Origin of the sequence: Pseudescherichia sp., from assembly GCF_032052675.1 — a bacterium.
Taxonomy (GTDB): Bacteria; Pseudomonadota; Gammaproteobacteria; order Enterobacterales; family Enterobacteriaceae; genus Pseudescherichia.
Window position 1 is genome coordinate 1 of the sequence record NZ_DAMBWA010000004.1, and the last position, 17,529, is coordinate 17,529.

General features: G+C 51.4%; 17 protein-coding genes and 1 pseudogene. 6 read left to right on the top strand and 12 right to left on the bottom strand.

The features are described 5' to 3' along the window. Positions 1–503 (bottom strand): annotated as a pseudogene (locus tag RTX96_RS06795) (transposase); the annotation flags it as partial. Positions 504–907: 404 nt separating this feature from the next. On the opposite strand from RTX96_RS06795, the gene RTX96_RS06800 reads away from it, so the two are divergent. Next, on the top strand, positions 908–1,525 hold the full coding sequence (locus tag RTX96_RS06800; RefSeq protein ID WP_020899211.1) for a recombinase family protein: 618 nt from the start codon (positions 908–910) through the stop codon (positions 1,523–1,525). 68 nt (positions 1,526–1,593) lie between these two features. On the opposite strand, the gene RTX96_RS06805 is transcribed toward RTX96_RS06800, so the two are convergent. The 7 genes from RTX96_RS06805 to RTX96_RS06835 form a co-directional block, all read right to left on the bottom strand. Then, complete coding sequence (locus RTX96_RS06805; RefSeq protein WP_006786007.1) at positions 1,594–2,493, bottom strand: integrase domain-containing protein; 900 nt, start codon at positions 2,491–2,493, stop codon at positions 1,594–1,596. 931 nt (positions 2,494–3,424) lie between these two features. Beyond that, positions 3,425–4,123, bottom strand: coding sequence for a hypothetical protein (locus RTX96_RS06810; RefSeq protein WP_020899212.1), 699 nt, complete (start codon positions 4,121–4,123; stop codon positions 3,425–3,427). Between the two features lie 60 nt (positions 4,124–4,183). Continuing rightward, a complete protein-coding gene (locus RTX96_RS06815) occupies positions 4,184–4,729 on the bottom strand; it encodes a hypothetical protein (protein WP_020899213.1) in 546 nt (181 codons plus the stop codon). Between the two features lie 152 nt (positions 4,730–4,881). Further along, the gene (gene umuC, locus RTX96_RS06820) at positions 4,882–5,940 is read right to left on the bottom strand and encodes a translesion error-prone DNA polymerase V subunit UmuC (RefSeq protein ID WP_308302662.1); all 1,059 of its coding nucleotides are present in this window, start codon (positions 5,938–5,940) and stop codon (positions 4,882–4,884) included. A gap of 25 nt (positions 5,941–5,965) precedes the next feature. Continuing rightward, entirely contained in the window at positions 5,966–7,240 is a 1,275-nt protein-coding gene (umuC, locus tag RTX96_RS06825; protein ID WP_023202697.1) for a translesion error-prone DNA polymerase V subunit UmuC, read from the bottom strand. Positions 7,241–7,281: 41 nt separating this feature from the next. Continuing rightward, positions 7,282–7,722, bottom strand: coding sequence for a translesion error-prone DNA polymerase V autoproteolytic subunit (gene umuD, locus RTX96_RS06830; RefSeq protein ID WP_006786002.1), 441 nt, complete (start codon positions 7,720–7,722; stop codon positions 7,282–7,284). A gap of 193 nt (positions 7,723–7,915) precedes the next feature. Continuing rightward, complete coding sequence (locus RTX96_RS06835; RefSeq protein ID WP_006786000.1) at positions 7,916–8,815, bottom strand: LysR family transcriptional regulator; 900 nt, start codon at positions 8,813–8,815, stop codon at positions 7,916–7,918. Between the two features lie 98 nt (positions 8,816–8,913). On the opposite strand from RTX96_RS06835, the gene RTX96_RS06840 reads away from it, so the two are divergent. From RTX96_RS06840 to arsH, 4 genes are read left to right on the top strand one after another with little or no spacing between them, the layout of a single operon-like run. Next, a complete protein-coding gene (locus tag RTX96_RS06840; protein WP_020899215.1) occupies positions 8,914–9,441 on the top strand; it encodes a GNAT family N-acetyltransferase in 528 nt (175 codons plus the stop codon). Next, the gene (locus tag RTX96_RS06845; protein WP_006785998.1) at positions 9,438–10,670 is read left to right on the top strand and encodes an MFS transporter; all 1,233 of its coding nucleotides are present in this window, start codon (positions 9,438–9,440) and stop codon (positions 10,668–10,670) included. The genes RTX96_RS06840 and RTX96_RS06845 overlap by 4 nt, the downstream gene beginning before the upstream one ends. Before the next feature lie 48 nt (positions 10,671–10,718). Continuing rightward, positions 10,719–11,054: an ArsR/SmtB family transcription factor gene (locus RTX96_RS06850; protein ID WP_006785996.1), complete on the top strand. Its 336-nt coding sequence runs from the start codon at positions 10,719–10,721 to the stop codon at positions 11,052–11,054. After that, a complete protein-coding gene (gene arsH / locus RTX96_RS06855; RefSeq protein ID WP_006785995.1) occupies positions 11,051–11,773 on the top strand; it encodes an arsenical resistance protein ArsH in 723 nt (240 codons plus the stop codon). Before RTX96_RS06850 ends, arsH begins: the two co-directional genes overlap by 4 nt. A 56-nt stretch (positions 11,774–11,829) precedes the next feature. Here the strand turns inward: arsH and arsC are convergent, their stop codons facing one another. From arsC to cadR, 4 genes are all read right to left on the bottom strand, one after another. Next, on the bottom strand, positions 11,830–12,258 hold the full coding sequence (arsC, locus tag RTX96_RS06860; protein ID WP_006785993.1) for a glutaredoxin-dependent arsenate reductase: 429 nt from the start codon (positions 12,256–12,258) through the stop codon (positions 11,830–11,832). A gap of 49 nt (positions 12,259–12,307) precedes the next feature. After that, on the bottom strand, positions 12,308–13,591 hold the full coding sequence (locus tag RTX96_RS06865) for an arsenic transporter (protein ID WP_006785992.1): 1,284 nt from the start codon (positions 13,589–13,591) through the stop codon (positions 12,308–12,310). A 96-nt stretch (positions 13,592–13,687) separates the two neighbouring features. Beyond that, positions 13,688–14,041 (bottom strand): metalloregulator ArsR/SmtB family transcription factor, encoded by a 354-nt coding sequence (locus tag RTX96_RS06870; RefSeq protein ID WP_006785991.1) that lies wholly within the window; start codon positions 14,039–14,041, stop codon positions 13,688–13,690. 262 nt (positions 14,042–14,303) lie between these two features. After that, complete coding sequence (gene cadR, locus RTX96_RS06875; protein ID WP_006785990.1) at positions 14,304–14,762, bottom strand: Cd(II)/Pb(II)-responsive transcriptional regulator; 459 nt, start codon at positions 14,760–14,762, stop codon at positions 14,304–14,306. A 259-nt stretch (positions 14,763–15,021) separates the two neighbouring features. On the opposite strand from cadR, the gene RTX96_RS06880 reads away from it, so the two are divergent. Continuing rightward, positions 15,022–17,472, top strand: a complete 2,451-nt coding sequence (locus tag RTX96_RS06880) for a heavy metal translocating P-type ATPase (RefSeq protein ID WP_006785989.1) — start codon at positions 15,022–15,024, stop codon at positions 17,470–17,472. Positions 17,473–17,529: the final 57 nt, after the last annotated feature.

The window sequence follows — 17,529 nt, forward strand, 5'->3', positions numbered from 1 at the left end:
TTGCCCGCTGTCACGCAGATCCAGATGGATTTTGCGATAACCATAGACGCATCCCAATTCCAGCCAGAACTGTTTAATCTGTCCTGTCAGTCTCAGGTCTGCCTGATGGCGTTGTGAATGCGGCTGCTGAAGCCAGGCGTAAAAACCACTGGGATGAACATCCAGCACCCGACAGAGCAGGCGAACAGGCCAGCAACAGGAGTTGTCACGGATAAAGGCGTACCTCAGTCGGACAGCTTTGCGAAGTACGCCGCAGCTTTTTTTAATATGTCCCGTTCGTCGGTAACCCGTTTCAGCTCTTTCTGGAGACGGCGGATCTCGGCCTGAGCATCTGACTGTTCTTTATTAGTGGAAGAATCCGGACCGTACTTCTTTATCCAGGCATAAAGGCTGTGGGTGGTGATATCGAGACGTGTTGCAACGCTGGCAACAGAATAACCGCGATCAACAACCTGTTTGACTGCTTCAGTTTTAAACTCTTCGGGATAACGCTTACCGCTCATGGGCACCTCTCTTTAAGCCATCTTAAATGACTCTGAGGTGTCTGTTAAACCCATGGCGATTCAATATCCGTTTCCAGAGGTTAAACGGATTTACCACCCGAAGGTATCCTCTCTCAGGCTGCGAGGATTTTCCGGTCACCCGAAGGTGTTTCTCTCAGACCGGTGAAACGTTAGCTGCTAGTCACCCGAAGGCGCTCCTCTCAGACTGCCGGAGCATTAGCTGGTTGCATGTAGCAACAAGTAAGCCTGTCTATTTTCAGAGCAAATAGTGATTATGTCAACCTGGGTATCAAATGGGTATACCTATTAAATACTATCCAGTTTATTGGTAGAATATAAATAAGTTACCACTTAAATGATACCGATTGGAATGTGACTATTTTAATGTTACTGCCGGAGGAACTTTGTTTATATTTGGATATCTTCGTGCTTCAACTCAGGAACAGGATGCACTGCGTGCAAAATCGAGGCTCAAGGACTTTGCTCAACAACACAATCATCGCATTGCTGGCTGGTATGTTGAAAATGCTTCAGGCGCAGCATTGCACCGACCGGAACTGATGAGACTGCTTCAGGATACAGAGCCAGGGGATGCGATACTTATAGAACAAGTAGATCGGCTTTCACGCCTGGATGATAATGGCTGGGAATCTTTAAAAAAGATGATTAATGAGAAATCGCTTTCAATAATAAGCCTTGATTTGCCTACAAGTCACATTGCCCTGTCCACACCATCAGCTTATGACTTTACTCATAGTATGCTCCGGGCAGTGAATAATATGATGCTGGACATGTTAGCTGCTATCGCCCGTAAAGATTATGAAGATCGTCGCAGAAGGCAGATGGAAGGAATTACAGCCGCCAAGGAAAAAGGGAAATACAGGGGGAGGCTAGCAGATAAGGAAAAACATGAGTTAATTAGAACGCTTCGCAAGAAAAACGGAAAATCAATAAATGAAACGGCAAGGCTCGCCGGCGTTTCACGCATGACAGTTATTCGAGCATGTAAAGATACGGATTGAAATTTAGAAAAGCCACAGCCCTGAATGAGCTGTGGCGCTACGTCCTGAAAATTCAGTAAAGAAACAACTTATTCTGTTTCACCGCGAAAATAAACTTGTTTAATATAACGACCACGGCCATCTCCATGCCCCAAATCCATCGATACTAATGCTTCAGCTTCGTCGCGGCTCATTCCATTTTTAATATGATGATTTACAGCATCACGTGAATAAGCGTAACGCAAACTATGCGGGGCATTTTTACCATTCATCCCTGCCTCTCGTACAATATTTCGGTAACGATCTATTGCAGTATGCAGAGAAGGTTTATCAATCAGTTTTCCGTTATGTTCACTGACATAATGAATTGCCTTATCAAGAATTGATAAAACTTTTTCACGATTGAAAACTGTTGTTTCTCTCGGCCGCCCGCCTTTAGTCCCGAAAACAACACGGACACGCTCATTATTGTTAATCAATGACTGCTTCCATGTTTTTAACGACTTTGCGGACTGCACGGTTTCTTCTGTTCTCAATCCAAGGTATCTTGAAAGTTGTACCGCGAGCGCAACACCTTCATCTTTTTTAAGCGCAAAATTCACAACCGCATTAAGTTTTTCATCTGTAATAGGAAGTTTAGTGCCATCCCGGTTAGCACCAGAAATTCCCAGGGCCTGATTACTCAGGCTGGTATGATTGGGATCGGCCAGTTTATTTCTTCCTGCTGATAATAAAACAGAGCGGATAGCAGACATCTCATTCTGTAACGTCCTGAGAGACAAACTGTCTGCCTTCCTGCTCTCAATATATTTTTCAATATGGGAAGTTTTGATATGTTTTACGTCCCTAATCTGAATATTCAGTTCAGACAGACGTTCAGAAAAACGTTCTGCAATTCTTGAGCGGTCAGCCACAGTTTTATAACTTCCCCTTCCCTGACGAGCAAGTGTGACAAGTTGTTTGCACAGCTGTTTACTGAATCTGGACATTCCTATATCTCCACAGGGATACACGTCCCTCGGCTTGTAAATAAGCGGACGGATCTGTACCCCAGTAATTCATCCCCGACGACACGGTTGCTTTTGCGCTTCCTGCGTCTCAACTGGTATCTGTGCATCGGGGCGGCGAATTGTTGAGTTCTTGCGAGGCACCCCAGATCTCTGATCTGTTTGCTGCTTATGCAGAGCTGACTTACGTCAAGCTGCCTCCAACACTACTGTTCGTAGTGTCGCCATCGATACCGAGTCGATTTCCTCCTTACTGATAATTGAACGTTCAGACGGCCTTCCGTCGTGCTTACGTTGATGTAAAAGTGAGTTTAATACCGTACTAACACGGACTACATGTTGGTCAGATGGTAGTAAAACGTTGAAAACCACGTCGTACGTGGGTTGAGACGTTATGCGCTGCGCGCGTCACTTGGTAGTGTCTTCGCCACTTCACAAGTGACGCCGCGCAGCTTCGTGCTCCTAATGCAACTCCGTAAGCGGCCAAATGTGCCAAATGGCCTTATCCGTCGATGCAAAAGTCGTACGAAACTCAGGGCGTATCCCTGGCAAGAATCATAACGTAGTGAAAGATCAGAGCCTGATTCAGCTCCTTTAATGACAATTCAACAGCAGGAAGATGTGAATCATTGAGGCGTTAGCCGGCCAGTTTTTGGTCGGTGACCTTATCCACATTAGTGGCCCCCGTTTTCAAAGGTTAAACGGGTTTACCGCCATAAGGCGTCCCTCTCAGGTATGTGGGACATTAGCTGGCAGTCACCCGAAGGCGCTTCTCTCAGACCGCTGAAGCATTGGCTGGTAACCGCCCGAAGGCACCCCTCTCAGGTTACAGGGGTTTTGGATGGTCGCCGTAGCGACTTCTAATGCACTGGTGATGTTAGCAACGCCTCAGATGATCGTCAACTTTCTTATATTATTCATTGTTAGGGTCTGCATATATCACCATTCCAACAGACATTAGATCCTCAACGTCATTAGCAAGAAAAGGTATAAAAGATTTGCTTTGAATTTTTTCTACTATACCTTGCCCAACGACTATAGGTACGTATTGATAGCCAGGAAAAATATCATTTGGCTTACCTACCAGCACACCTCCAGTATATTCATGGCAATCAGGAAATACATTTGAAAGAGTACTCAGATATGAAATATCAATCAAATGACCAGTATCTGTTGTATACCAGGCATGAAGATTTAGAGCAGGCGTCTCAGAAAAATCTTCGGGCTGAAATCCCTTGTTGGACCATTTTTCAAATTCATCATATGTGGGATTATAAAGCCATTTATCTCCCTTCCATAATTGACCGACTGTCGTCCAAATTTTACAGCCAAGTGCGGATTCAAAATATGGCTGAAGGAAATGACACCACTTGAGACATTGCCCTGCTGAAAAAGAGAAGCTATCCACTTCTGCTTCATGACACACTTTTGCCATCATATTATGATAATCCAATTCACCATCCTTCAAATCCGTTATTGAACCTTCATTAAAGCCCAGCCCTTTTGTAAATTTTAATGCATGCTCAAAGTTGGCTCTGTAATCCAGAGTTTCGTCACACTCTATAATTCGGCCTTTATATTTATTATGGAAATAGGACAAGAGATTAAACACACTTACTCCTTATAGATTTATGAGTGCGGATATAGCAATATCCACACCCTTAATAATTAGTTACTTCCCTTCAGCTACATTCTTAATATTTTGCATTAAATCCTGCAAGCCGCTACTTGCGAGTCTTTGCTTTGAAGAAGAACTGTACGTTATATGAATACGACTACCTGACCCATTTTTTTCTAGCTCAATAGTTAGGTGATCATCATAGTCGCCCCAATCTGAGCCCATTTTATAATAACTTCCAGTCATCGCATCCCATTCCTGATTACTATCGGTAATTGCGCTGGCAGTCCATTCGCCATCGTTATTTTTTTCTCTAATTGATCTCAGTTCATCATTAGAGATAAACTTAAACTTCCTTTTAATTCTTGCTGCTGCAGTATCAACATCTACTGGTACAGTATAACTTTTAGAGGTCGATTCTTTTTTTTCTGAAGGAGATACTTTCATACGCTGCTCATCATTTCCTGAGGAGTTACCTCTCAGGGAATTCATTATTCCTGAGGCACCATCACTGATTTTCTGGTTTGTAGTTGCTATATCATTCATACTACAAGCTGTTACGAGAACAGGTAGTATTAAAATAGTATATAGACCCTTCATATTCCTTTTTTCTCCCTATTTTTACCGTGAAAATAACAGCTTTAGTACGACTTACTATTCCGTCACATTGTAACAGACTGTAAAACCCTGCCGTATTGTATAATGAAAGTCAATGATGAGGTATACCAAATGGCTGGGCGTAAAAAGGAAGCTCACTTCACTTTAATTATATCACTTAGCTTAGTCGTGAAGGCGGGGGAAAGCCTTTCTCTGCGCATCTTCCAGCCCATAGATGCATCTTTAATACCTTGCCCTGCAAACCAAACAGAGCCTTTGCCTGAATGGTTAATGCTGTCTATTAATGTCATCAGCTCTTCGCTGTTACGATGAGGCTGAAAGTCATCAAAAAGGGTCAATTGAGATACGGCAGCGCTTCGGAAATCAGTGAGCATCACGCCAGCACGATGATAACGGTGCCCTGGTACAAATATCGTATCAAATGCCTTTATAGCCGCGTTAATGATATCCCGTGAATCCTGAGCGGGTACAGCAAGCTCTGTTACCGCCTGATTCTTATAAAACACCTCATTTTCTGAGAAAGGGCTGGTACTGATGAAAACTGCTACCCGTTTACAAAATTGATGCTCTGCACGGAGTTTTTCTGCTGCACGTTCAGCATGAGCGCAAATGGCCTGATGCAGGCTGACTTCGTCCGACGGTTTTTCTCCAAAAGATCGGGAGCATATGATTTGTTCTTTTGGGGCAGTAAATTCTTCTAAACCGAGGCAAGGAATACCGTTCAGCTCTCTGACCGTGCGCTCAACAACTACTGAGAACTGTTTACGAATGAATGAAGGCGACAGCTCAGCCAGCTGAAGTGCATTGTTAATGCCCATAAACTGTAATTTTTTACCCAGCCGCCGTCCTATACCCCAGACCTCCTCAACTGGTACTAAAGCCATTAACTTACGCTGACGCTGTCTGTCACTGAGATCTACCACACCTCGCGTTGCGGGCCAGCGCTTACTTGCATACTGAGCCAGTTTGGCGAGCGTTTTTGTAGGGCCTATTCCCACTCCCACAGTCAGATGTGTTCTTCGCTTAATCTGATCACGTATCTGATGGCCAAACACCTCAAGCGATAACAGATTACGCATACCCGTAAGATCACAAAAAGCTTCATCGATACTGTAAATTTCCACACGCGGAGTCAGTAACTGCAAAATAGTCATCACTCTGTCTGACATATCAGCATTTATGTGGAATACAATTTCAACAGCTTAATTAGTAACCGACTCAAAGCACGCGCGCTTTAGGTATGTCAGACCAGCGCGTGGTCCAAGCAGGGCTTAGCATTTCACGTTTCATTTTCCATTCGGTATTAATGCCCTGGCCCGCAAACCATACATTTCCCATTCCGGACTGGTTGATATCATCCAGTACCTTCATCAGCTGTGCGCTATTGGCCCGCGGCTGGTTATCTTCAAACAGATTGAGCTGGCTTACACCGTTTGGAGTGAAGTTATCAAGCATGATACCTGCTTTCATGTACCTTCGACCCTCAAGCCAGATACGGTCAAGTGATCGCATCGCAGATTCAATAATGTCACGCGTGTCCTGTGTTGGCAGCGTCAGTTTCTCACCAGCGCTGTTCCCGTAAAAAACCTCACCGTTTGCGTGTGGCGACGTCCGGATAAACACACCGATGTTGCGACAGTACTGACGTTCCCCGCGCAGTTTTTCCGCTGCGCGCGCAGCGTACTGACACAGCGCCTGCTGCATAGCGACTTTTGAGGTAATTCGCTCGCCGAAGCTGCGGCTACAGACAATCTGCTGTTTTGCCGGTGGCAGCTCTTCGAGCGGAATACATGATTCACCGTTCAGCTCGCGTACGGTGCGCTCCAGCACCACGGAAAAGTTATCGCGAATGAACTTCGGACGCGCGCGTGATAGCTGCAGAGCAGTTTCGATGCCCATAAGGTTGAGTCGTTTACCGATACGCCGTCCCACGCCCCATATTTCCTCAACGGGCTGGTTAGCCAGCAGGGTTTCAGTACGTTTCGGATTACCTGGCGTAAGCGCCAGTACGCCGCGAAACTGCTTCCACTCCTTGCCCGCCCACTGGGCCGATTTTGCCAGTGTTTTGGTCGGCCCCATGCCGATACCGACGGTGAGACCCGTTGTGGTAAAGACATGCGCACGCAGGCGACGGCCAAAAGTTTCGAAGTTCTCACAGCCGTCAATACCGGTGAGATCCAGAAACATCTCATCAATGCTGTACTGCTCGACGCGTGGCGTTATCTCTTCAAGCGCGGTCATTACTCTCTGGCTGAGGCTGTGATAAAGCGCGTAATTGGAGCTGAACACGTGCACCTTTTCCGGATAATCCTGTGTTTTTACCTCAAACCATGGCGCACCCATTTTGATGCCAAGCGCTTTTGCGCCAGCGGAGCGTGCAATGACGCATCCGTCGTTGTTGCTGAGCACTAGCACAGGTCTGCCACGCAGGTCCGGGCGGAACAGCGTCTCGCAGCTGGCATAGAATGAATTAACGTCAGCCAGGCCGAACATGGACATCATGATCTCCGCCGTGTGTAGATAACCCGCACATATCAGTTTCTCCGGCGCGGAGTGTGCACGAAGTGCGCCACTACGCCGAAAATTTCCAGGGTATCCGGGTCTGGGATAATAACAGGATAGGCGGGATTCATCGGCTGCAATACCGGCCCTTTCTGGGTAATAAGAAGGCGCTTGACCGTAAATTCGCCGTACAGTACAGCGATAACCACGTCGCCGTGCTCAGGCCTGAGTGCCCGATCGACTATCAGCAGATCGCCGTCGTAAAGTCCTATATCCTGCATGCTGTTGCCCTGTGCGCGCAGGAAAAAGGTGCTTGCCCTGTGGGCTATTAGATATTCGTTTAAGTCGAGTTCCTGCTCCGCATAGTCCTGGCAAGGAGAGGGAAAACCGCAGGGTACGCGTTCCAGGAAAAGGGGCCTGTAGCTGGGCGGCGGATTATCCGCCGGGTGCATCAACTCAAAGGCGTGAAACATAGCAAAAATCCCTGTCAAAATGCTGTACGTATTTACAGTAGTATTGTCTGACTTTACGAACGAAGCAAGAAGCGTGGGGCGACACAAATATCATTAAAATAATGGACTATTGATTTATTTGAATTTATAGCGGAACGACAGCTCGTAAAACAAGCAGCTATCAGGACTTTCTGTGTCAGGGCATGTTAAAAATTTATTTTGATTCAGGAAAGATCTTACTTAGTCTGTTCAGTACTTCACTTATGCCCCTGCTGACAATCCGATCCTCCCGCATCACTGTCCCCAGAGTCCGGTGAAGCGATGGCGTTACTGAGTAAAGACTGAGACCCTGCCTTTCTTCATGACTTGCAACGGACATACGGGGAACGATGCTGTAACCCAGGCCGGAACGAACCATCCTTTTAATGGCTTCAATACTGCCAAGCTCCATAACCGGGCTGACAGTATGCCCTGCATCGCTGAACCATCCGTCAATCAGATCGCGTGTGGCACTTCCGGGTTCAAATACAATCAGCGGCAGTGGCAAAAGGGTATCAGGAGACAGCGGTTTTGCACTCTGCTCCGAGGTGTCCTTTTCCATGATTACAACAAACTCATCCGTACCCAGCGGGCTGACACTCAGGCATTTACCGGCTGCCGGCAGCGTTACCAGACCAATATCTATACGGTTTTCCTCCACTCCCCGTACAATATCTGAAGTATTGCCTGTGCGTACATCCACCTTCAGCAGGGGATGGGTCTGTCGAAGTTGCTGCAGTAAGTGAGGTAGCAGATGGATACAGGCTGTTGCGCCTGTGCCGACAGTAACGGTGCCGGTTATTTCGTCTGAATGCAGGGAAACCGCTTCAACCGCTCCGCTTACCACCGCATCAATTTTCATGCAGTGTTCAGCGAGAGTCAAACCGGCAGTCGTTGGTCTTACTCCCCGGCTGGTTCGCTCAATAAGCCTGACCTTAAGCGTCTGCTCCAGCTGTCTTATCTGCAGGCTCACTGCCGGTTGCGACAAGCCAAGTACTTCTGCCGCCCCCGAGAAACTGCCCCGGCTGATGACCAGCCTGAAGGTAGCCAGATGATCGAGGTTCAGTGTTGCCATGCCAAAGTTTTCCTCATAACGCTGATAAGCCCTGCTGCCTGTCTGAAATGATTCATCCGGGTTAGTCTCTGTTTCTGATCTGAAAGGGAGCTGTACTGATGGAAATAACCGAAGCAGATGAACGACATATTCCCGCTATACAACAGATTTATGCTTATCACGTATTACACGGCACCGCCACTTTTGAAACCGAACCGCCGGGTGAGGCTGAAATGGCAGCCCGGCTGAAAAAGGTACATGCAGCAGGACTGCCCTGGTTGGTGGCGGTTGACGGAGGAATTGTTCGAGGATACTGCTATTTGTCTCTATACCGGGAACGGTGCGCCTATCGCTTTACTCTGGAAGACTCTGTATATGTTGATGCCACGTATCAGGGGCGGGGCATTGGAAAAATGCTGCTATCCCGTGCAGTAGGATGGGCAGAAGCCCGTGGTTTTCGGCAACTTGTAGCGGTGGTGGGGAACAGTGAAAATACTGCCTCCCTTGCTCTTCACCGCGCTGCAGGCTTCAGCATCACTGGCACCCTCAGGTCTGTAGGATTCAAGCATGGGCGCTGGCTCGATACGGTTATCCTGCAGCGTACGCTCGGGCATGGCGACGCTACGCTTCCGGAAAGTACAGAATGACACAAGGATATCTGACAGGCCGCACCATTTTCTGCATCGGCATGACGCAGCTTATCAACTGGGGTATTACGTTCTACATGCCGGGTGTCTTCGGAGCCGCCATCATGGCGGAAACAGGCTGGTCTTCCGGTGAGACATTCTCCGGCCTGAGCGTTGCCATGCTCGTTATGGGGCTGGTTTCACCGCTTATCGGTCCCGTAATGGCCCGTACCGGTGGACGCACCCTGATGATGGCGGGAACTTTGGCTATAACCATCGGGTGTTTTCTGATGGCGTTTACCTATTCAACATTAGCGTGGGATGCCGTCTGGATCCTGACAGGCGCGGGCATGCGGCTTGCTCTGTATGACGCCGCTTTTGCCATGCTTGTGGAAACCGCAGGCGCAGAGGCTCGCAAGGCAATCTCTCTGGTCACCCTGCTGGGCGGTCTCGCGTCGGCCGCTTTCTGGCCTGCTGGCGCAGCGCTTCTTCACGTCACCGACTGGCGGCATGCCGTCATCATTTATGGCTGTGCGGGCCTGCTGAGCCTGTTTTTTTTAACTGCCGTTCCGGCAGGCAGTCGGGTAAAACTTCCCGTAACAGGGCGATCCGGCCATTCGGCTGACGCAACAGCAACATCAGAGGACACAAAAGCACTCATCAGCGGCCTGTGGTATGCCACTCTGATAGCGTTGATAAGCTTTGTCTCCACCGGCGTGTCCACACATTTTCCCCGGATACTGGCCTCTTATGGCGTGCCTGCTCTGGCTGGCATGCTGTGGGGAGTGGGGCAGTTAGGTGCCCGTCTGCTGGGTGTAGTTTCAGGTGCACGAATCTCCGCGATACGCCTGAACCTTATAACCGGTATCCTGCTTCCCCTCTGTTTTCTGACCGGCCTTGCAGGCAGCATTACTCCTGTGGCTACAGCCTTTTTCGTTCTGGGCTATGGGGCCGTAAACGGACTGAATACGATCGTGAAGGCCGTACTTCCTCTTGTGCTGTTTGATCCGCAGCAGTACGCCCGCAAAACAGGAATACTGTTGTCGCCGGCATTTTTTCTCGCGGCACTGGCTCCGTCTGCGTATGCCATACTGCTGGAGCGCTACGGTATACCCGGCACGCTGCTTTTTTCCTTCATCCTGACCCTGATCATTACGGCGATTTCTGTGGTCCTCTGGCAGCGTCATTCTGGCTCTGTTGTGCAGAACCGGGACCATGGAGCATCTACCCTTCACGAAAAAAATGTTTGACGGCTTCCATATTTCTATTATTCTGGAAATATAGTTAAAGGAGGCCGCATGGATTTACACACCGCAGCAAACGCACTTCGAGAACTGGGCCACCCGACACGTCTCCGCATATACCGGGAGCTGGTCAGGGCTGGTCATGAAGGCCTGCCGGTTGGCGAACTGCAGAAGCACCTTGAGATTCCTGCCTCCACGCTCAGCCATCATCTTTCAGCGCTGATGTCCGCTGGACTCATAAGCCAGGAACGGCAGAGTCGTACCTTGTTCTGCAGACCTTGCTATGCGCAGCTTGAGCAGCTGATGGCTTTTCTCACTGAAGAGTGCTGCGCCGGTGGCAGTAGCTGCAGCCTGTCTACCGAGATTTCCCATAAAGAGACTCCATTGTGAATAACGTGAATGATGCCCTGAACAATATCGATCTGACACTCCTGGATACGCCCCTTTCGGAAGAGAAATTAAAGGCCGAAGAGGTGGCGCATCCGCCCCGCATACTGATGCTCTACGGTTCGCTTCGGGAGCGCTCTTACAGCCGACTCACCACGGAAGAGGCCGCACGGCTGCTGACGGCCATGGGCGCGGAGGTGAAGTTATTCAATCCGTCCGGCCTGCCGCTGCCGGATGATGTACCTGAGACGCATCCGAAGGTCGCAGAGCTGCGCCAGCTAGTGCTCTGGTCTGAAGGGATGGTCTGGTGCTCTCCTGAGCGTCACGGTGCCATGACCGGCATCATGAAGACGCAGATTGACTGGATACCGCTGACGTCCGGGGCGGTCCGGCCCTCGCAGGGGAAAACCCTTGCTGTCATGCAGGTCAGCGGAGGCTCACAGTCTTTCAACGCCGTAAACCAGATGCGTATTCTTGGGCGCTGGATGCGGATGATCACTATCCCGAACCAGTCATCCGTTGCAAAAGCCTGGGCCGAGTTTGATGAGGACGGCCGCATGAAGCCTTCTCCGTATTATGACCGCATAGTGGACGTCATGGAGGAACTGATGAAGTTCACCCTGCTGACGCGCGGTCGTAGTGGTTATCTCACCGACCGCTACAGCGAAAGGAAGGAGAGTGCTGCGCAGCTCTCTGAGCGGGTAAACCAGCGCAGCATATAAAAAAGCCGGCATCTGCCGGCTTTTTCACATTTTCCCTGTCACAGCCAAGGGAAACATCAGTGGCTGACGCGATTCCCTTGCTCATCAATGACTGCTTCGCCGTCCTCTTTGGTAAACGCTCCCTTCTGCGGGTCCGGCAGTATGCCCAGAACCACTTCGGAGGGGCGGCAGAGCTTCGTTCCCAGCGGCGTCACCACCACCGGACGATTAATGAGGATCGGATGAGCCAGCATCGCATCGAGCAGTTCTTCATCGCTGAACCGGTCTTCAGCCAGGCCGAGCTGCTCGTAGGGATCGGTATTTTTACGCAGCAGGGCACGCACGCTAATGTCCATGTCCGTAATCAGCTTTTTCAGCTCGTCGCGCGACGGCGGTGTTTCCAGATACAGAATCACCGTGGGCTCGGTGCCGCTGTTGCGGATAAGCGCCAGGGTATTGCGGGACGTCCCGCAGGCCGGATTGTGATAAATGGTAATGTCAGTCATGAGCGTTACTCCATAAAGGCGCTGCACAGGCACAGCTCCGGGGTTAAGGTTAAACAGACAGGCGCAGGGCCAGCGCAGCCAGCGTCACAAACAGTACCGGCAGGGTCATCACGATGCCCACGCGGAAGTAGTAGCCCCAGCTGACGGTTATGTTTTTCTGTGCCAGGACGTGCAGCCACAGCAGGGTAGCGAGGCTACCGATAGGGGTGATTTTCGGACCGAGGTCGCAGCCGATGATGTTGGCGTAAATCATCGCCTCCTTCACCACGCCCTGAGCGGTGCTGCCGTCAATGGAGAGCGCGCCAACCAGCACGGTAGGCATGTTGTTCATGACTGATGAAAGCGCCGCCGTCAGAAAGCCGGTGCCGAGCGTTGCGCCCCAGACGCCATGCTCGGCAAACCGGTTCAGGGCGGCAGAAAGGTAATCAGTTAGCCCGGCATTGCGTAGTCCGTATACCACCAGGTACATGCCCAGCGAGAAGATAACGATCTGCCAGGGCGCACCTTTCAGTACCTTTCCGGTATCAATCACATTGCCTTTCCGGGCTACCAGCCAGAGAATAAACGCCGCCACCGCGGCCACAAGGCTGACCGGCACGCCGAGTGGTTCGAGGGCAAAGAAGCCGATCAGCAGCAGGATGAGAACAATCCAGCCGGTTTTAAAGGTACGCGCATCGCGAATGGCCTCACGCGGCGCCTTCAGCTTCGCCAGGTCGTAAGTGTCCGGGATGTCCCTGCGGAAAAACAGGTGCAGCATCACCAGCGTGGCGGCCACGGACGCGATATTCACCGGCACCATCACCGAGGCATACTCGCTGAAACCCAGTTTAAAGAAGTCTGCCGTGACGATGTTGACCAGGTTTGACACGATGAGCGGCAGGCTGGAGGTATCGGCGATAAACCCGGCCGCCATCACAAACGCCAGCGTGGCCCCGGGGCTGAAGCCCAGCGCCAGCAGCATGGCGATAACGATCGGCGTCAGAATTAGCGCGGCTCCGTCATTGGCAAACAGCGCCGCCACTGCCGCACCCAGCAGAACGATATACGTGAACAGCAGCCGGCCCCTGCCGCCTCCCCAGCGGGAAACGTGCAGCGCGGCCCATTCAAAAAAGCCGGACTCATCGAGCAGCAGGCTGATAATGATGACCGCAATAAACGTGGCCGTGGCGTTCCAGACAATCTGCCAGACCACCGGAATATCCCCGATTTGTACTACGCCGGTCAGCAGCGCCAGCGCGGCGCCGATAACGGCACTCCAGCCAATACTGAGTCCTTTCGGCTGCCAGATAACCAGTACCAGCGTCAGAATAAAAATCGCACCCGCCAGAAACATACCCTCTCCTTCTTAATTATAACTGCCCGTTGAAGCGGGCTGCTAACTGTACCCTGTAAATATATGCGTTTAATCGAATGTGTTTAGATAAAATTTTTACATGCAGACAGCTTTGCCGTTGGTGGTTGCGTTATCACGCTCAGCCTGCTGACTGAGATGAAGAATTTCATCCCGCTGACACAGATATGCCTGCTCAATGACCGCTGCTGCCCACGCAGGCATGTGTGGCGATAACCGGTAATGGATCCACTTGCCGTCGCGCCTGTCGATAAGCAGTCCACTCTCTCTGAGCAGGGCCAGGTGCCGCGATATTTTTGGCTGTGTTTCTTTCAGGATAGATACAAGCTCGCAGACGCAAAGCTCCCCTTTTTCGCGCAACAACAGCACCAGGCTGAGCCGGGTTTCGTCAGAAAGATTCTTAAAAAGTTGCAGGGGCAGCAGTGACGGCATAATTTCTCCTTCGTGGCGGACAGCAACAAGTCTCGTCTGCTGCAGACGAAAGGTCAACTTTATATTTATAAATTCATATATGTTTTGACGTGCTTACAGGCTTTTCAGTACAGCTTAATGAGGGAATAGCGGTTAAACGATATCACACAGATTTTAACGGCAGCACACTTTCAGCTGCCTTAATGGTCGGGCATGACGAAGTAACATCACAAAAAAAGCCTGTTTCTTTAGTGAACCGTTCTACTTATGGCAGAAAGCAGCATCAGTAAGAGTGGCTTCCGGCCAGATGACCTGCAGTGATAACCGGCACGATATCCTCAGGCTCTTCTGCCTGCTCCAGTTCGCGCAGAATACCGCAGTCCCGTGTTGCCCGGTTGGCATTGCAGTGGCTGTGGAGCTCAAATAGTTGTTTTTCCAGCATATTTAGTTCACGAATACGGGCCTGAACGTGGTTCAGATGTTCATTTATCAGGGCATTAACCGTACCGCAGTCTGCGTCTGGCTGGCTGCGCGCCTGCAGCAACACCCGGATTTCTTCATGGGTCATATCGAGCGCCCGGCAGCGCCGGATAAACATAAGCCTTTCGAGATGTGCGCTATCGTAATGGCGGTAGTTATTAGTCTGGTCCCGCAATGCGGCCTGCAGAAGCCCCTCTCGCTCATAATAACGTACCGTCTCTACAGGACATCCCGCCTGGCGGGCCAGTTCACCAATTTTCATATCACACCTCTTCTGAGCTTGACCCTGTAGTTACATCAGGGTCTTTAATGCCAGTATACGTTATGAACGGGATAAAAAAATGAGTGACTGCTGCAGTAATAAAAAATGTGGATCAGCCGCAACCGGAGAGGAGGCGTCTGTTAAAAATACCGCCACTGCCCCGACTGAGGCTTCAGGGAAAATGCCACCAAAAACGACTCAGACCACACCGGCCTGTTGCAGCACCGGGAGCTGCTGCTCAACGGACGGCCTGAGCCAGATGTCCGAACCGGTTGCAGAGCTTCCCCGCAACGATGACGTTCAGACGCGTCTGCGCATCATGCAGATGGACTGCCCGACGGAGGAGACGCTCCTCCGAAAAAAACTGGCAAAATTACCTGCCGTCAGCAATCTTGAATTCAATCTGATACAGAGGGTGCTTACCGTGACCCATACACCGCAGGCGCTGGAACCGGTTCTGCAGGCGGTGCGCTCGCTGGGTTTTGACCCGGAACCGATTGATAAAGCAATGCAGCCTGAAGGCAGCTGCTGCTCAGGCCGTGAGGCGGAAAATACCGGCGGTTCCTGCTGCTCGCCTGCCCCTGTCACATTCGGTGAGCTGCAGACGCAGCAGGTGACCGCTGACGGGGTGCGTACCAGTATCAGGATCATGCAGATGGACTGCCCGGTTGAAGAGGGCATGATCCGTAAAAAGCTGGACGGCATGTCAGCCGTCAAGGAACTGGATTTCAATCTTATGCAGCGTGTACTGACGGTGGTTCACGCACCGGATACGCTGGAGCCGGTTCTGGCCGCCATTCGTTCTCTGGGCTTTGAACCTGAACTTCCTGACAGTAATGGCCGGCACGCGGTCACTGAGGAAAAGAAAAAACACTGGTGGCCGCTCGCGCTTGCCGGTGTGGCGGCAATCGCCGCCGAAGCCATGCACTGGGCGGGCATGCCGGAATGGCTGGAAGCGGCTCTTGCTCTGGCTGCCGTTGCGGCCTGTGGCCTGTCCACGTACAAAAAAGGCTGGATTGCTCTTCGCAACGGCAACCTGAATATCAACGCCCTGATGAGTATTGCCGTCACCGGGGCGCTGGCGCTCGGACAGTGGCCTGAAGCCGCCATGGTAATGGTGCTGTTCACGATTGCGGAACTGATTGAAGCGAAATCTCTTGATCGCGCCCGCAATGCCATCGGCTCTCTGATGAAGCTGACGCCTGAAACGGCCACGGTTCAGCAACCGGACGGCTCCTGGAAAGAAACTGAGGCCAGGTCTGTATCCCTTAACAGCGTGGTCAGGGTAAAACCGGGCGAGCGTATCGCTCTCGACGGCACGGTGGTCCGGGGCAGGACCGCCATTAATCAGGCACCTATTACCGGCGAAAGTCTGCCGGTGGATAAAGGGGAAGGTGACCCGGTCTTCGCCGGGACGGTCAACGGCTCCGGTGGCTTTGAGTACCGTGTAACGGCCGCTGCCGGAAATACCACGCTGGCGCGTATCATTCATGCCGTGGAGGAAGCGCAGGGGGCAAAAGCCCCTACGCAGCGCTTTGTTGATCGCTTTGCACAAATTTATACCCCTGTGGTGTTTGCTATTGCCGTCGCAGTTGCCGTTCTCCCACCGCTGATTGCAGGTGAAAGCTGGCAGGAGTGGATTTACAAGGCGCTGGTGATGCTGGTTATCGCCTGCCCCTGTGCGCTGGTCATTTCCACGCCAGTGACCATTGTCAGTGGCCTGACGGCAGCAGCCCGCCGGGGGATATTGATCAAGGGCGGCGTTTATCTTGAAGAAGGCCGAAAGCTGAAGTGGCTGGCGCTCGACAAGACCGGCACCCTGACGCACGGTAAGCCGGTACAGACGGATGCGATTATCTATACCGGGGTGGCAGAAGATGAGGGGCGCAGTCTGGCTGTGAGCCTGGCAGGTTACTCCGATCATCCGGTTTCGCAGGCTGTATCGGCGGCATCAGATGGCATTCAGCGTTATGAAGTGGAAAACTTTGAGGCTCTGCCAGGCCGCGGCGTGCGCGGCGTCATCAACGGTCAAACCTACAGTCTGGGCAATCTGAGGCTGGCTGAAGAAACGGTGCGCTGTCCGGAAGCGGTCAGGGCTGCACTAACGGAACTGGAGACCGGGGGTAAAACGGTCATCATGCTCTGTGACACTCATCAGGTGCTAGGGCTGTTTGCGGTGGCTGATACGGTGAAGGAAAGCAGCCGCGAGGCGATAAGTCAGTTGCATAGTCTGGGTGTTAAAACGCTCATGCTGACCGGAGACAATGCGCACACTGCGCAGGCCATTGCCGGTCAGGTTGGTATCGATGAGGCGCGGGGGGATCAACTGCCGGAAGATAAACTGCGTGCTGTAGAAACATTTACGGCGCAGGGCACGACCGGCATGGTGGGCGACGGCATCAATGATGCACCGGCGCTGGCCCGCGCCGATATCGGCTTTGCCATGGGTGCAATGGGCACGGATACCGCCATCGAGACTGCCGATGTGGCCCTCATGGATGATGATTTGCGTAAAATTCCGGCTTTTGTCCGACTCTCCCGGCAGACGTATAACATTCTGGTTCAGAATATCGTTATGGCTATTGGGATCAAGGCAGTGTTCCTGGCCCTGACCATTGCAGGTATGGGGACCATGTGGATGGCCGTATTCGCGGATGTGGGGGCAAGCCTGCTTGTCGTGGCAAACGGTCTGCGCCTGTTGCGTAAGTAACCTGTCTGGCTGCTCTTCCGGTAAAGACAGGCACCTGAAAATAGCCGCTAATCTGCA

What these genes read in the sequence shown, in the direction of transcription:
- RTX96_RS06805 (WP_006786007.1), bottom strand. Translation starts at nt 2,493, where the DNA reads ATGTCCAGATTCAGTAAACAGCTGTGCAAACAACTTGTCACACTTGCT.
- RTX96_RS06815 (WP_020899213.1), bottom strand. Translation starts at nt 4,729, where the DNA reads ATGAAGGGTCTATATACTATTTTAATACTACCTGTTCTCGTAACAGCT.
- umuC (WP_023202697.1), bottom strand. Translation starts at nt 7,240, where the DNA reads ATGTTCGGCCTGGCTGACGTTAATTCATTCTATGCCAGCTGCGAGACG.
- umuD (WP_006786002.1), bottom strand. Translation starts at nt 7,722, where the DNA reads ATGTTTCACGCCTTTGAGTTGATGCACCCGGCGGATAATCCGCCGCCC.
- RTX96_RS06835 (WP_006786000.1), bottom strand. Translation starts at nt 8,815, where the DNA reads ATGGCAACACTGAACCTCGATCATCTGGCTACCTTCAGGCTGGTCATC.
- RTX96_RS06840 (WP_020899215.1), top strand. Translation starts at nt 8,914, where the DNA reads ATGGAAATAACCGAAGCAGATGAACGACATATTCCCGCTATACAACAG.
- RTX96_RS06845 (WP_006785998.1), top strand. Translation starts at nt 9,438, where the DNA reads ATGACACAAGGATATCTGACAGGCCGCACCATTTTCTGCATCGGCATG.
- RTX96_RS06850 (WP_006785996.1), top strand. Translation starts at nt 10,719, where the DNA reads ATGGATTTACACACCGCAGCAAACGCACTTCGAGAACTGGGCCACCCG.
- arsC (WP_006785993.1), bottom strand. Translation starts at nt 12,258, where the DNA reads ATGACTGACATTACCATTTATCACAATCCGGCCTGCGGGACGTCCCGC.
- RTX96_RS06865 (WP_006785992.1), bottom strand. Translation starts at nt 13,591, where the DNA reads ATGTTTCTGGCGGGTGCGATTTTTATTCTGACGCTGGTACTGGTTATC.
- RTX96_RS06870 (WP_006785991.1), bottom strand. Translation starts at nt 14,041, where the DNA reads ATGCCGTCACTGCTGCCCCTGCAACTTTTTAAGAATCTTTCTGACGAA.
- cadR (WP_006785990.1), bottom strand. Translation starts at nt 14,762, where the DNA reads ATGAAAATTGGTGAACTGGCCCGCCAGGCGGGATGTCCTGTAGAGACG.
- RTX96_RS06880 (WP_006785989.1), top strand. Translation starts at nt 15,022, where the DNA reads ATGTCCGAACCGGTTGCAGAGCTTCCCCGCAACGATGACGTTCAGACG.